Origin of the sequence: Zhouia spongiae, assembly GCF_022760175.1 — a bacterium.
Lineage (GTDB): Bacteria > Bacteroidota > Bacteroidia > Flavobacteriales > Flavobacteriaceae > Zhouia > Zhouia spongiae.
Map to the genome: position 1 here is coordinate 2388358 of NZ_CP094326.1, position 15051 is coordinate 2403408.

The 15051-nt window shown below is 40.3% G+C and carries 10 protein-coding genes, 2 tRNA genes and 3 rRNA genes; 8 read left to right on the forward strand and 7 right to left on the reverse strand.

Going from position 1 to position 15051, the window contains the following annotated elements; genetic code table 11:
• Positions 1-14: 14 nt before the first annotated feature.
• From infC to MQE36_RS10405, 3 genes are all read right to left on the reverse strand, one after another.
• Complete coding sequence (gene infC / locus MQE36_RS10395; protein ID WP_242938838.1) at positions 15-509, reverse strand: translation initiation factor IF-3; 495 nt, start codon at positions 507-509, stop codon at positions 15-17.
• Positions 510-599: 90 nt separating this feature from the next.
• The gene (thrS, locus tag MQE36_RS10400) at positions 600-2543 is read right to left on the reverse strand and encodes a threonine--tRNA ligase (protein ID WP_242935913.1); all 1944 of its coding nucleotides are present in this window, start codon (positions 2541-2543) and stop codon (positions 600-602) included.
• A gap of 86 nt (positions 2544-2629) precedes the next feature.
• Positions 2630-2911: a GNAT family N-acetyltransferase gene (locus MQE36_RS10405; protein ID WP_242935914.1), complete on the reverse strand. Its 282-nt coding sequence runs from the start codon at positions 2909-2911 to the stop codon at positions 2630-2632.
• Positions 2912-3905: 994 nt separating this feature from the next.
• Between MQE36_RS10405 and MQE36_RS10410 the strand changes: the two genes are divergently transcribed.
• From MQE36_RS10410 to rrf, 5 genes are all read left to right on the forward strand, one after another.
• Positions 3906-5425 (forward strand): 16S ribosomal RNA (locus MQE36_RS10410).
• Between the two features lie 153 nt (positions 5426-5578).
• Positions 5579-5652, forward strand: a tRNA-Ile gene (locus MQE36_RS10415).
• 136 nt (positions 5653-5788) lie between these two features.
• Positions 5789-5862 (forward strand) — tRNA-Ala (locus MQE36_RS10420).
• A 191-nt stretch (positions 5863-6053) separates the two neighbouring features.
• Positions 6054-8881, forward strand: a 23S ribosomal RNA gene (locus MQE36_RS10425).
• Positions 8882-8966: 85 nt separating this feature from the next.
• A 5S ribosomal RNA gene (gene rrf, locus MQE36_RS10430) occupies positions 8967-9074 on the forward strand.
• Together the 16S, 23S and 5S rRNA genes with 2 tRNA genes alongside form the textbook arrangement of a ribosomal RNA operon.
• Positions 9075-9188: 114 nt before the next feature.
• Here the strand turns inward: rrf and MQE36_RS10435 are convergent.
• Both MQE36_RS10435 and MQE36_RS10440 read right to left on the reverse strand, forming a co-directional pair.
• Positions 9189-10175, reverse strand: coding sequence for an ISAon1 family transposase (locus MQE36_RS10435; RefSeq protein ID WP_242935915.1), 987 nt, complete (start codon positions 10173-10175; stop codon positions 9189-9191).
• Positions 10156-10515 carry an ISAon1 family transposase N-terminal region protein gene (locus MQE36_RS10440; RefSeq protein ID WP_242935916.1) on the reverse strand — a complete coding sequence of 120 codons (360 nt, stop codon included), beginning with the start codon at positions 10513-10515 and terminating at the stop codon, positions 10156-10158. The genes MQE36_RS10435 and MQE36_RS10440 overlap by 20 nt, the downstream gene beginning before the upstream one ends.
• Before the next feature lie 173 nt (positions 10516-10688).
• Here MQE36_RS10440 and MQE36_RS10445 point away from each other — a divergent pair, with 173 nt between their 5' ends.
• Positions 10689-12017, forward strand: coding sequence for a serine hydrolase domain-containing protein (locus MQE36_RS10445; protein ID WP_242935917.1), 1329 nt, complete (start codon positions 10689-10691; stop codon positions 12015-12017).
• A 16-nt stretch (positions 12018-12033) separates the two neighbouring features.
• Complete coding sequence (gene trhA / locus MQE36_RS10450; RefSeq protein WP_242935918.1) at positions 12034-12657, forward strand: PAQR family membrane homeostasis protein TrhA; 624 nt, start codon at positions 12034-12036, stop codon at positions 12655-12657.
• Here the strand turns inward: trhA and MQE36_RS10455 are convergent.
• Together MQE36_RS10455 and MQE36_RS10460 are read right to left on the reverse strand one after the other, a co-directional pair.
• The gene (locus MQE36_RS10455) at positions 12654-13082 is read right to left on the reverse strand and encodes a DUF4268 domain-containing protein (protein ID WP_242935919.1); all 429 of its coding nucleotides are present in this window, start codon (positions 13080-13082) and stop codon (positions 12654-12656) included. The genes trhA and MQE36_RS10455 overlap by 4 nt on opposite strands.
• 6 nt (positions 13083-13088) lie before the next feature.
• Complete coding sequence (locus tag MQE36_RS10460) at positions 13089-13760, reverse strand: ZIP family metal transporter (protein WP_242938839.1); 672 nt, start codon at positions 13758-13760, stop codon at positions 13089-13091.
• 126 nt (positions 13761-13886) lie between these two features.
• Between MQE36_RS10460 and MQE36_RS10465 the strand changes: the two genes are divergently transcribed.
• Complete coding sequence (locus MQE36_RS10465) at positions 13887-15044, forward strand: THUMP domain-containing class I SAM-dependent RNA methyltransferase (protein ID WP_242935920.1); 1158 nt, start codon at positions 13887-13889, stop codon at positions 15042-15044.
• Positions 15045-15051: the final 7 nt, after the last annotated feature.

A 15051-nucleotide genomic window follows, 5' to 3' on the forward strand; every position in this document is an offset into this window, starting at 1 on the left:
TTATCTCGCTTATCTTATTTAGACTTTTTAGGAGCTATGAACATAGTCATACGCTTACCCTCAAGTTTAGGCATCTGTTCTACTTTCCCCAGCTCTTCTAATTCAGAAGCCAGACGTAAAAGTAAAATTTCACCTTGATCTTTATATACAATAGAACGTCCTTTAAAGAACACATAAGCTTTTAATTTAGCCCCGTCTTTTAAGAACTTCTCTGCGTGTTTCTTTTTAAATTGGTAGTCGTGGTCATCAGTTTGCGGACCAAAACGAATTTCTTTAACGATAACTTTAGTTGCTTTGGATTTTAAAGCTTTATCGCGTTTCTTCTGTTCGTAAAGAAACTTTTTGTAATCCATTATTTTACAAACGGGAGGCTTTGCATTTGGAGAAATCTCTACCAAATCTAATTCCAGTTCCTGAGCTTTCGCAAAAGCTTCTTTGGTTGGGTAAACTCCCATTTCAACATTATCGCCTACCAATCTCACTTCAGGTACACGAATTTTATCGTTAATTCTGTGTAGTTCCTGAACTTGTCTCTGTTGTGGACGACGATTATTTCTTCTAATTGCTATGGCTTATAATTTTTTAGTTAAACTTTATTTTTATTTAAACGGTTTTAAGTTACTACTGATTTCTTTATTAACCAAATCCGTAAACAATTTTACAGGCATGCTACCCAAATCCCCTTCTCCATGTTTTCTGACCGATACGGTAGCTTCCTTTTCCTCATTTTCTCCGACAATAAGCATAAAAGGAATTTTATTCATCTCAGCCTCTCTTATTTTTTTCCCTATGGTCTCGTTGCGGTTATCAACGAGGGCGCGAATTTCGGCATTTTCTAATAAATTTAAAACTTTTTCAGCATATTTTTCGTATTTCTCGCTGAGAGAGAGTATGATAGCCTGTTCTGGCATTAACCACAAAGGGAAGTTTCCTCCGGTATGTTCAAGCAATATGGCTACAAAACGTTCCATACTGCCAAAAGGAGCTCTGTGTATCATGACCGGTCTGTGTAATTTATCATCACTTCCTTTATATGATAAGTCAAACCGTTCCGGTAAGTTATAATCCACCTGGATTGTACCCAGCTGCCATTTTCTTCCCAGGGCATCTTTTACCATGAAGTCTAGTTTTGGCCCATAGAAAGCAGCTTCTCCTGTTTCTACAACATAGTTCAGCCCTTTTTCATTGGCTGCATTGATAATAGCGTTTTCTGCCTTTTCCCAGTTATCCGTACTGCCGATGTATTTATCAGGATTTTCAGGATCTCTTAATGAAACCTGAGCCGTAAAATCTTCAAAGCCTAATGACCCGAACACATAAAGAACCAGGTCGATCACATTCTTAAACTCTTCGTCTAATTGTTCGGGAGTACAGAATATATGAGCATCGTCCTGAGTAAACCCTCTTACTCTGGTCAGGCCGTGTAGTTCGCCACTTTGCTCGTACCTGTATACTGTTCCGAACTCTGCGTAGCGTTTAGGTAAATCTTTATAGCTCCATGGTTTTGCGTTATAGATCTCACAGTGATGAGGACAGTTCATCGGTTTTAATAAAAACTCTTCATCTTCTTTTGGAGTATGGATCGGCTGAAAGCTGTCTTCCCCGTATTTAGCATAATGACCCGAAGTAACATATAGTTCTTTTTGTCCGATATGAGGAGACACTACTTGTTCATAACCTGCTTTTTGCTGGGCTTTTTTTAAGAATTGTTCAAGACGCTCACGCAAGGCAGCTCCTTTTGGAAGCCATAGCGGAAGTCCTTGTCCTACTTTCGGAGAAAAAGTAAATAAATCCAGCTCTTTGCCAAGCTTTCTGTGGTCTCTTTTCTTTGCTTCCTCGAGTAGTTCCAGATATTCTTTTAATTCTTTTTGTTTAGGGAATGAAATACCATATACCCTTGTCAATTGTGGGTTTTTCTCATCGCCTCTCCAATAAGCTCCGGCAGCAGACAATAATTTAACTGCTTTTATATGTCCTGTGTTGGGTATATGTCCGCCACGACATAAATCTGTAAAAGTAGCGTGGTCACAAAAAGTAATAGTACCATCTTCTAAATGATCGATAAGTTCAACCTTAAACTCATTGCCTTGTTCCTTATAATAGGCCAGGGCATCAGCTTTGCTTACGGATCTCATTTTAAATTCATACTTCCCTCTTGCTATCTCCAGCATCCTTTTCTCAATCTCGACAAAATCCTTTTCGGAAATTGTTCTATCTCCGAAGTCAACATCGTAGTAAAAACCATTATCTATAGCCGGACCAATAGTTAACTTGATGCCTGGGTATAGTTCTTCCAGAGCCTGGGCTAAAACGTGAGCACTCGAATGCCAGAAGGCTTTTTTACCCTCATCGTTGTTCCAGGTATAAAGAACAAGACTACCATCGGTGGTTAAAGGGGTTGCTGTTTCTATTGTCTCTCCATTAAAACTAGCTGAAATAACGTTTCTGGCCAAGCCTTCACTGATACTCTTGGCAACATCCATTGGAGTTGAGTTTACTTCAAACTCCTTTACCGAACCATCTGGTAATGTAATCTTGATCATTAATTATGATTTTAAATTTCGAGATGCAAAGATAATAGGAAGTTGTAAAGCATACAATAGTATAATGTCTTTATATAAGGTGCTCCTTAAAGGATGTCGTGCCATTCGGCATGCTTGTTTATCGTTGCTTTGGCAAAAGGGCATAAGGGAATGATCTTAACTCTTTTATCTCTGGCAAAAGCTATGGCCCTTTCAACGAGTTTCAATCCTACGCCTTGTCCTTTTAATATAGGGTTTACATCAGTGTGATCAATAATAAACTTGTCACTACCGGCCCAGGTATAGGTCATATGTGCTACATCTTTGTCCTCTTCTGTGATATAGAACTTTCCGTGTTTCCCGTCGTCTTGTTGGAGTATTTCAGTCATTAGTATATATATAATGTTTCTTATTTATTTAAAGATAGTATATCTTAATGAGTTGAAAGCTTAAAATGTCCTTTTATACTTTATTTCTGTTAACACGATAAAGGATAACCTATCAGTACTGACTATCCCTATCGCGATTTCGTGATACGCTTTGGTCTGGTATGGAATTTCTTTTCTTAATATATATAATATATAAGGTATTCATATGCATTTGAGATAAAGTCGGGGTATACTACTATTGTATAATAGTGTTGTTCCGGTGTATCTGCTATTTAAAATGATGTTTAGCTCAGGGTTTCGGTTGCTTTAAAGTTGTTCAGGCCCGGTGTTGGCCCGGTTATACTTTATATATAAGGTAGGGCAGATAGATGATTGTGCTAAAGGAGATCGGATTGTCTGCGTTGTTTTGAAAATAATTTTGGAGTTAAAGAGCTAGAAATAAACGGGGTATAAAAAAACTTTAAAAAAACTTGAGAATGATGTTTGGAAAAGTGGATAAAAGAGTTTTATATTTGCACCCGCTTTGAGAGAGAGACGATGCGTTGGGATAAGCGAAGTTCATAGACATAGTGCGGGATATAGAAGATTAAGGCGATAAAATTTTCAGAAAAAAAACTGAAAAAAAAGTTTGCTGAAAAGAAAAAGAGTTTTTACATTTGCACCCGCTTTGAGAGGCACGAAATTAACGGGTTTTGAGGAGTGAGTTCATTGAGATGGAGCGGTGTAAAAATGGTTTAAAACCGGCCGAAAATTTTTTTAAAAAAAAGCAAAAAAAGATTTGGTTTAAATGAAAAAGAGTTTTTATATTTGCACCCGCTTTACGAAAGGGTAGAGCGACACAAAAAGAGAGAGAACGTAAGTTTCTTTATATAATAAGAGAAGTTCATTGATATATTGTTGACAGCACAATTTTTGGTAAGACAAGAATTAAAACAAAAAAGACAACGTCATACTTGAGTAAGGACTTATAGTTGGGAATAATATTTAAAGATTAACAACGAAGAGTTTGATCCTGGCTCAGGATGAACGCTAGCGGCAGGCCTAACACATGCAAGTCGAGGGGTAGAGATCAGCTTGCTGATTTTGAGACCGGCGCACGGGTGCGTAACGCGTATGCAACCTACCTTTTACAGGGGGATAGCCCAGAGAAATTTGGATTAATACCCCATAAGATTATTTAATGGCATCATATAGATAATTAAAGCTACGGCGGTAAAAGATGGGCATGCGTCCTATTAGCTAGATGGAGTGGTAACGGCACCCCATGGCGACGATAGGTAGGGGTCCTGAGAGGAGATCCCCCACACTGGTACTGAGACACGGACCAGACTCCTACGGGAGGCAGCAGTGAGGAATATTGGACAATGGTCGGAAGACTGATCCAGCCATGCCGCGTGCAGGAAGACTGCCCTATGGGTTGTAAACTGCTTTTATACAGGAAGAATAAGCTCTACGAGTAGAGTGATGACGGTACTGTAAGAATAAGCATCGGCTAACTCCGTGCCAGCAGCCGCGGTAATACGGAGGATGCAAGCGTTATCCGGAATCATTGGGTTTAAAGGGTCCGTAGGCGGGCTAATAAGTCAGAGGTGAAAGTTTGCCGCTCAACGGTAAAATTGCCTTTGATACTGTTAGTCTTGAATGGTTGTGAAGTGGTTAGAATAAGTAGTGTAGCGGTGAAATGCATAGATATTACTTAGAATACCAATTGCGAAGGCAGATCACTAACAACTGATTGACGCTGATGGACGAAAGCGTGGGGAGCGAACAGGATTAGATACCCTGGTAGTCCACGCCGTAAACGATGGATACTAGCTGTTTGCCTTTCGGGGTGAGTGGCTAAGCGAAAGTGATAAGTATCCCACCTGGGGAGTACGCTCGCAAGAGTGAAACTCAAAGGAATTGACGGGGGCCCGCACAAGCGGTGGAGCATGTGGTTTAATTCGATGATACGCGAGGAACCTTACCAGGGCTTAAATGTAGATTGACAGGTTTAGAGATAGACTTTTCTTCGGACAATTTACAAGGTGCTGCATGGTTGTCGTCAGCTCGTGCCGTGAGGTGTCAGGTTAAGTCCTATAACGAGCGCAACCCTTGCCGTTAGTTGCCATCAGGTTATGCTGGGGACTCTAACGGGACTGCCGGTGCAAACCGCGAGGAAGGTGGGGATGACGTCAAATCATCACGGCCCTTACGTCCTGGGCTACACACGTGCTACAATGGTAGGTACAGAGAGCAGCCACTTGGTGACAAGGAGCGAATCTATAAAGCCTATCACAGTTCGGATCGTAGTCTGCAACTCGACTACGTGAAGCTGGAATCGCTAGTAATCGGATATCAGCCATGATCCGGTGAATACGTTCCCGGGCCTTGTACACACCGCCCGTCAAGCCATGGAAGCTGGGGGTACCTGAAGTCGGTCACCGCAAGGAGCTGCCTAGGGTAAAACTAGTGACTGGGGCTAAGTCGTAACAAGGTAGCCGTACCGGAAGGTGCGGCTGGAACACCTCCTTTCTAGAGAAAACTGACTGAGGTTTTTATAAGGGTTTGATGTTGTTTTTTAGCTGTCAATAAGAAGATTGAGGATGATAAATTAAGAATAGTAATAAGATTTATTCATTTATGAAGTTTTTTATTAGTTTTTAATTACTCATTATTAATTGATAAAGTCTCGTAGCTCAGCTGGTTAGAGCGCTACACTGATAATGTAGAGGTCGGCAGTTCGAGTCTGCCCGAGACTACGGAAGTAGTTCAAGGGAATTACGATTAAAAGTTCATTGATTGAAATATTGGAAATTTTAGAAGTTGAGCACTAGTTTACAGTACACGGTTTACAGTACGCAGTACCTGAATACTGTTATACTGCCGACTGATTAAGGGGAATTAGCTCAGCTGGCTAGAGCGCCTGCCTTGCACGCAGGAGGTCATCGGTTCGACTCCGATATTCTCCACAAGGCAATGCCTTGAGATGTTAAGTTTCAAGGGTATTGCGACAGAGTTGGTTACTGACTTATGGTCGGTGTCGGCTCTTTATAAAGTTCATTGACATATTGAGATAAAGATATACGAGAAAAGCAAACAAGTAGAATAGAATCAAAGAATACGGTATTGCATTAATGATAATGTGATACAGCAAAAGTACAATAAGCTAAATAAGGGCGTATGGGGGATGCCTAGGCTCTCAGAGGCGAAGAAGGACGTGGTAAGCTGCGAAAAGTTGCGGGGAATGGCACACACATATTGATCCGCAAATGTCCGAATGGGGCAACCCGGCTGGTTGAAGGCCAGTCACATCGTAAGATGAGCAAACCCGGAGAACTGAAACATCTAAGTACCCGGAGGAGAAGAAAACAAAAGTGATTCCGTTAGTAGTGGCGAGCGAACGCGGATTAGCCCAAACCAATGCGGTTACGGCTGTATTGGGGTTGTAGGACTGCGCTATCTGGTGCATATTGAATGAGAACACTTTGGAAAGAGTGACCATAGAGGGTGATAGTCCCGTATTGGTAAGATATGTTACTGGTAGCAGTATCCTGAGTAAGGCGGGGCACGTGAAACCCTGTTTGAATTTGGCGGGACCATCCGCTAAGGCTAAATACTCCTGAGAGACCGATAGTGAACCAGTACCGTGAGGGAAAGGTGAAAAGCACCCTGAATAAGGGAGTGAAAGAGAACCTGAAACCATACGCTTACAAGCGGTCGGAGCCCCATTAGGGGTGACGGCGTGCCTTTTGCATAATGAGCCTACGAGTTACTGTTACTAGCGAGGTTAAGTACTTCAGGTACGGATCCGTAGCGAAAGCGAGTCTGAATAGGGCGCTATAGTTAGTAGTAGTAGACGCGAAACCGAGTGATCTACCCATGGGCAGGGTGAAGCTGTGGTAACACACAGTGGAGGCCCGAACCCGTTGACGTTGAAAAGTCTTGGGATGACCTGTGGGTAGGGGTGAAAGGCCAATCAAACTCGGAAATAGCTCGTACTCCCCGAAATGCATTTAGGTGCAGCGTTAGTATAGTTATATAGAGGTAGAGCTACTGATTGGATGCGGGGGCTTCACCGCCTACCAATTCCTGACAAACTCCGAATGCTATATAATGTTTACTAGCAGTGAGGGCTAGGGTGCTAAGGTCCTAGTCCGAAAGGGAAAGAACCCGGACCATCAGCTAAGGTCCCCAAGTGTATACTAAGTTGAATAAACGCGGTCTGATTGCTTAGACAGCTAGGATGTTGGCTTGGAAGCAGCCATTCATTTAAAGAGTGCGTAACAGCTCACTAGTCGAGCGATCGGGCATGGATAATAATCGGGCATAAGTATACCACCGAAGCTATGGATTTGTATTAATACAAGTGGTAGGGGAGCATTCTATGGGCGTTGAAGGTTTACTGTGAGGTATGCTGGAGCGCATAGAAAAGAAAATGTAGGCATAAGTAACGATAATGCGGGCGAGAAACCCGCACGCCGAAAAACCAAGGTTTCCTCAGCTATGCTAATCAGCTGAGGGTTAGTCAGGGCCTAACGCGAACCCGAAGGGGGTAGTGGATGGACAACAGGTTAATATTCCTGTACCTGCATAACAATAAAAGTGACGAAGGTGAGTGGTTGGTGCGTACTGATGGAATAGTACGTTGAAGGACTTGAAAGGGTCCGATAGTACACTAAGGCTACGGCCGCGGTGATAATCCAGCGAATCGACTTCCAAGAAAAGCGAGTTATGCAGCCTGTACCGTAAACCGACACAGGTGGTTGGGATGAGTATTCTAAGGCGCTCGAGAGATTCATGGCTAAGGAACTAGGCAAAATCGACCTGTAACTTCGGGAGAAAGGTCGCCCCACTCCGGTGGGGCCGCAGTGAAAAGGTCCAGGCGACTGTTTATCAAAAACACAGGGCTCTGCGAAATCGAAAGATGAAGTATAGGGCCTGACACCTGCCCGGTGCTGGAAGGTTAAGAGGAGATGTTATCTTCGGAGAAGCATTGAATTGAAGCCCCAGTAAACGGCGGCCGTAACTATAACGGTCCTAAGGTAGCGAAATTCCTTGTCGGGTAAGTTCCGACCTGCACGAATGGTGTAACGATCTGGACACTGTCTCGGCCATGAGCTCGGTGAAATTGTAGTATCGGTGAAGATGCCGATTACCCGCAGTGGGACGAAAAGACCCCGTGAACCTTTACTATAGCTTCGTATTGACTTTGGATAAGTGATGTGTAGGATAGGTGGGAGACTTTGAAGCAGCATCGCCAGGTGTTGTGGAGTCATTGTTGAAATACCACCCTTCGCTTATTCGGAGCCTAACCCCATGTATATGGGGGACAGTTCGTGGTGGGTAGTTTGACTGGGGTGGTCGCCTCCAAAAGCGTAACGGAGGCTTCTAAAGGTTCCCTCAGCACGCTTGGTAACCGTGCGTAGAGTGCAATGGCATAAGGGAGCTTGACTGAGAGACCTACAAGTCGATCAGGTGCGAAAGCAGAGCATAGTGATCCGGTGGTTCCGAATGGAAGGGCCATCGCTCAAAGGATAAAAGGTACTCCGGGGATAACAGGCTGATCTCCCCAAGAGCTCACATCGACGGGGGGTTTGGCACCTCGATGTCGGCTCGTCACATCCTGGGGCTGGAGAAGGTCCCAAGGGTTGGGCTGTTCGCCCATTAAAGTGGCACGCGAGCTGGGTTCAGAACGTCGTGAGACAGTTCGGTCTCTATCTACTGTGGGCGTTAGAAATTTGAGTGGACCTGACTCTAGTACGAGAGGACCGAGTTGGACTAACCTCTGGTGTAGCTGTTGTTCTGCCAAGAGCATTGCAGCGTAGCTATGTTGGGAAGGGATAAGCGCTGAAAGCATATAAGCGCGAAACCCGCCACAAGATGAGATTTCTTTAAAGGGTCGTTGGAGATGACAACGTTGATAGGCTATAGGTGGAAGTGCAGTAATGTATGGAGCCGAGTAGTACTAATTACCCGTAAGCTTATGTACTGATTCTTTTTCTTGTTAAAATCTTATAAATTTTTATCTCAATATGTTACCTTATTAAAGTAGGCATTAAGTCACTTAAAGACTTAAGGTGGTTACAGCGGTGGGGCTCACCTCTTCCCATTCCGAACAGAGCAGTTAAGCCCACCAGCGCAGATGGTACTACGAAAGTGGGAGAGTATGTCGCCGCCTTCTTTGAAAACCCTTTATCATAACGATAAAGGGTTTTTTGTTTTTTATACTTCCCTTTTTTTACCTTTTCTGCCGGAGGCTATGCAGAAAATTACGGATCATACCCAATTGTTGTGTTTATGCAAAAATTGTAGTTAATCTATAAAGGAAGAATTCTACATTTTTCACTCCTCTAAACTGTGCTCTGAACGCTTTTATTTTAGCATTGAAAGATTCAGCCGAAGCATTGGTGCTCCTGTTTATAAAATAATTCAAGATCGATTTATAGTTCATAGTTATCGTATTAGCTATGGTGTTAAAAGCTTTAAACCCTGTTTGTTCTACATCCTTATACCAGTGTGCTAACTTGGTGTAAGCAGTTTGTATAGAGGTAGCTGTATTGAATATGTTTCTTAATCCTTGTACTAAATCATATGCTTTTTTGATGTCGGGGTATTGTTCAAAGAGGATTTTGGATCGTATGTGTTGATTTTGTGTCCAATTGTTGGGTGCTTTATAGAGTAGATACCTACTTCTAGCCAAGAGTTGTTTTCTGGTATCCCCATTAGGAAAGGTTTTTGGAATGAACACTTTTTGTGTACTCTTACTTTGTTTAATTTGTTCATTTTCTAGGTCAATAGCTTCCCATCGATGTTTGATTCTAATATCTTGTAGTGCTTCTAGGGCTAGTTTTTGTACATGAAATCGATCTGTTACCTGTATGGCTTTAGGGAAGCATTTTTTGACAATCATTTTCATTGAATGTGCCATATCCAAAGTAATCTCTTTTACCTTATCTCTAAGTGTCTTTGGGATTTTAAGCAGTTGTTCTATAATAGGTTCAGCTTTGGTTCCCGCAAGTATAGCTACAATAGCACCTTTCTTACCTTTAGCTTTTTTATTAGTAATAATAGTGTAGAGTTCTCCTTTGGATAGAGCGGTCTCATCAATAGATAAATACTTACCCATATTCTCAGGAAAGATTAACCAGTCTTTAGCGTGGGACTTTTGCCTCCACTCTTTAAAATTACTTAGATAATCTCGATAGTGTCGTTGTAACTTCTTGCCATTAACTCCATAAAACCCACCTATGGTGTGGCAATCATTAGTCTTGGTACTGACCAAGTGCTTTTAAAAAAGCAGCGAACTCTACGGTCATACGAGTTCCCTGCGCTACCAAATCCCAATTTCGATGCACAGCTTGCCCTGTGGTTTTGTCTAGCCATCGACGGCGCTTGATATGTAAATAAACATGCTTGCCACGAACGGGGAAATCCTGAATGGTGATTGCTTTATGAAAACCGTGTGAAATAAGTATCTCAGAGGAAAGTTCTTTTGGAATATCATTCTTCTCCTCAAAATAAAGATGAAGAACATCTTTGTTTATTTCATGCTTAGCAATATCGAAATGAGTAATTAATAGTTCAGGTAAGAGAACCTTTAGTAAGTCAATGTATGGATCCAATAAAGTCAGTTTTTAAAACAAAGATCATACTATAAATTCAATTTACACACAACTTTTGAGATTGATCCCATAACTCCATAACTCCATAACAACATAACAAGATAACTTCATAACAAGAACTCCGTACTAGCGATTCATATTGATTTATTAAATTGCAGTTTAATTTTATACTGATGAAAACAGCTTCAGGAGTATTTTATTTTTTATTTCTCGCTCATTTTATTACTTCTGCCCAGTCATATAAACAAGATCAGGCTCAGTTGAAAGATACAAACGTTTTGTCTTATGGGTTTCCTGAAGATCAAGGTTTGAACGCAGCGTATATAAACCGTAAGGTGGACTCAATAATGACAAGAGGAATCCAAGAGAGGGCTTTTCCGGGAGCACAGCTTTTGGTAGCTAAAAACAGTACGATTATTTATCATAAGGCATTCGGATTTCATACATATGACAGTATAGAGCCGGTAAGTAAAAAAGATCTGTACGATTTGGCATCAGTAACAAAGATTGCAGGACCATTACCTGTTTTAATGCAGCTTCACGACCAAGGTAAATTCAACTTAGATGAAAAATTCAGCCGTTATTGGAAGCCATGGCGCCGTAAAAAAGATAAAAAAGATCTGACTGTCAGAGAAGTCTTGGCGCATCAGGCAGGCTTGAAGCCTTATATTGTATTTGTTAAGGAAGTAATGAAGCATAATAAATATAAAAAGAGGTTTGTCAGAAGCAAAAAAAATAGTAAATATTCGATACAGGTTTATGACAGCCTGTTCTTAAACAGACATTTTTATAATAAAATGAAACGGATGATCAACAGGTCTGAAGTATCATCAGAGAAAAAATATAAGTATTCGGGCCTGAGTTTTCTTTTGTATCCTGAAATTATAGAGCATATCACAGGAGAGCGTTACGAAAAGTATGTGACAGATCGTATTTATCATCCTTTGGGAGCCTGTAACCTGATATTCAATCCCAACGGGAAATATCCTGACAGCCTGATTGTACCAACAGAAATTGATACAGTTTTCAGAAAGCATCTGGTAAAAAAATGGGTGCACGATGAAAATGCGGCTTTAATGGGAGGCGTCTCCGGAAATGCCGGTTTATTTGGTACTGCAAACGACCTTGCCAGGCTGATGCAAATGTATCTGAATATGGGAACATATGGAGGCAAACGTTATATTTCTGAAGCCACCATGAGAGAATTTACCAGGGTGCAGTTTTCAGCTAATGATAATAAAAGGGGATTGGGCTTTGATAAACCGTTACTAGATAACCATGAATTAGATATCACTAAGGCTTCGCCGGCACCGGAGGCAAGTATGAACAGTTTCGGGCACGGCGGGTTTACCGGAACTTATGTCTGGGCTGATCCTGATAACGGGTTGTTATTTATATTTTTATCAAACAGGGTGTATCCGGACAGGAGTCATAGAAATTTATATAGTTTAAATATTCGGCCTTCTTTACAACAAGTGTTCTACCTTGCGCACAAAGATTAAGTATCTTTGTGGTGTTATGGATCAGACAAAAAAGGAAGAATTATGGAATGCTGTTTCCCACAGTATAGGAATTATATTGGGGGTGATAGGATTCGTGTTTTTATTGATTTTTGATACTCAGAAAACGGCATATAGTACATTGAGTATCGTCTTGTATGCTTCTACGGTTATCATATTATTTTCCGCATCTACCATTTATCATGCGATCAGTGATATTGAGCTTAAAACCATTTGGCGTAAGATCGATCATATCAGTATCTATTTATTGATAGCGGGAACATACACGCCTGTATCTTTAATAACATTAGAGAAAGGAAGCGGTTGGCTTATATTTTGGATTGTTTGGGGGATTGCTGTGATGGGAACGATTCTTAAAATATTTTTTACAGGGAGATTTGAGGTAATCTCGCTTGTACTGTACCTCGCTATGGGATGGTTGATCGTTTTTGATTTAAAAGATTTAGTTGCCAACATATCGGCAGATGGCCTCGGTTTATTAATGTTGGGAGGCGCATTCTACACCATTGGGGCATTATTTTACGCCGTAAAAAAAATACCATATAATCACGTTATATGGCATTTTTTTGTTTTAGGCGGAGCCGTATCACACTACTTTTTTATTTTATTTGAGGTTATTTAAGATTTTATAAAATCTTCAAAATCGGTATAGAACTCTTCAAACTTTTGCATTTTTTCATTTAAGAAGACCATGGTTTCCTGCCAGGTATTCTTATTATGGACACAGACACCGTTCAGTTGAACATATACCCTTGAGATTTCCTTTCCGTTTTCCAGAAAATAAATGTCTTCATAAATCACATCCGGAAGATAGTTTTCTGTCAGAACCGTTTTTAGCGATTCCATCTTCTCATAGTATTTGATCCTGTTTTCCAGATTGTCGTCTTCAATATCAATTGAGACAATAGCCCTTTTCGTGTCGAAATGGAATTTAAATGAAAAATCCTTTATTTTGGTATGATATAAGATCCATTTTCGTGGAAATGACTTGCCGAACGAAATCCAGAATTCCTGCCGTATTTTTTTTGACTCTTCCCTGCTAAACATAAACGATCAGATAATATAGGCGGTTAAGATTCCCATAATGATTACGAAAAGTTTACTGGCATTAAATTTGTGTCCTTCAGAACTTTCAAAAAGAATAGTGGTAGAAATGTGAAGAAAGATTCCGATGACTATTGCAGAAACTTCCACATAGAATGTTTTAAAAAGCGGTATAATATCGGCCAGCAAAGTACCTAATGGTGTCATCAGGGAAAATAATATTAAAAATGCAGCAACTTTGGGTTTTGAGATATTTGCTTCCAGAAAGAAAGTAGTCAGAATAATGGCAATAGGGAGTTTATGCACAATGATTCCATAAATCAGGCTATCGTGACTATGAATAGGGAACCCTTCTAAAATAGCATGTATGCTTAAACTGATGAACAAAAGCCATGGAAAATGTAATTTTTCAGAATGGTGATGCATATGGCCGTGTTCTGCTCCTTTGGAGAAGAATTCTAAAAAAATCTGGAGTAATATCCCCATCATTATACATATACCTGTCGTTCTGGCATTTCCGTGGTGATATACTTCCGGTAGTAAATGAAAGACAGTAAGTGAAAGTAAAAAAGCACCGCTGAATGCTAATAATAACTTAAGCGATAACTTTATTTGAGGTTTTAAAAGTATAACGATACCGAAACCGGCAATAACAGTAATAATAGGTAAAATGTAGTTCATTATATCAACAGGCCTTAGATAATCATAATTATTCTTCAATAAATAGAAAGTAAAAACAAACTATTTTATGAGAAATAAAATAAGCAGCTAAATTAATGTATTTTTGTCTTTTTATAGACGATATCAATGGGTAATAATTACAAAATGGTAGCCAAAACTCTTTTTGGCTTTGAAGACCTGCTCGAAAGGGAACTTCTTAATCTGGGGGCAATCAATGTAAAGAAGGGGGTGAGGAGTGTTTATTTTGAAGGTGATAAAGGTTTTATGTATAAAGCTAACTTATGTTTAAGAACAGCCCTTAAAATACTAAAGCCCATAAAGTCTTTCAGGGTTTTCAACGAAAAAGATTTATATAAAAAAGTATATAATATGGATTGGGGAGCCTATTTAACCCCACAAAATACTTTTGCGGTAAATGCTTCCGTAAATTCTGAAATATTTAAACATTCTCATTATATAGCCCTGAAAGTTAAAGATGCTGTCGTCGACGGGTTTAGAGAAAAGCAGGATATAAGACCCAGTATAGATCTTAAACATCCGGATCTTAGGATTAATATTCATATCCAGGATAAAGAATGTTCCGTTTCTTTAGATAGTTCCGGGGCATCTTTGCATCATAGGGGGTACAGGATGGCTACCAACTTAGCTCCTATTAGTGAAGTTTTAGCAGCAGGTATAATATTAATGAGTGGCTGGGATGGTCAGTCAGATTTTTATGATCCGATGTGTGGAAGCGGAACTTTAGCTATCGAAGCAGCTATGATTGCGTGTAATATACCGGCAAATATAAACAGAAGGGAGTTCGGATTTGAAAAGTGGAAAGATTTTGATGCAGAGCTATTCGATAAAATAACCGAGAGCTGCCTTAATAAAACACGTGAGTTTTACCATAAAATATATGCTTCAGATCAATCGGCTTCTACGTTATTAAAAGCTAAAAACAATGCTAAGAATGCGAATCTTAGTGAGTATATTACTTTCGACAGAAAAGACTTCTTTAATTCGGATAAGCCTACTGAAGAGAAACTGCATATAGTTTTTAATCCGCCATATGATGAGCGACTGGATATCGATATTACGACATTTTATAAAAGTATAGGAGACACCTTAAAGCAAAATTACTCTAATACTGATGCCTGGTTTATTACCGGAAATATAGAAGCCCTCAAGCACGTAGGTTTACGACCATCAAAAAAGATAAAACTCTTTAATGGTAAACTGGAAAGTCGCCTTGTTAAATATGCGATCTATGAAGGCAGTAAAAAAGCGAAGTACAATAATTAATACACAC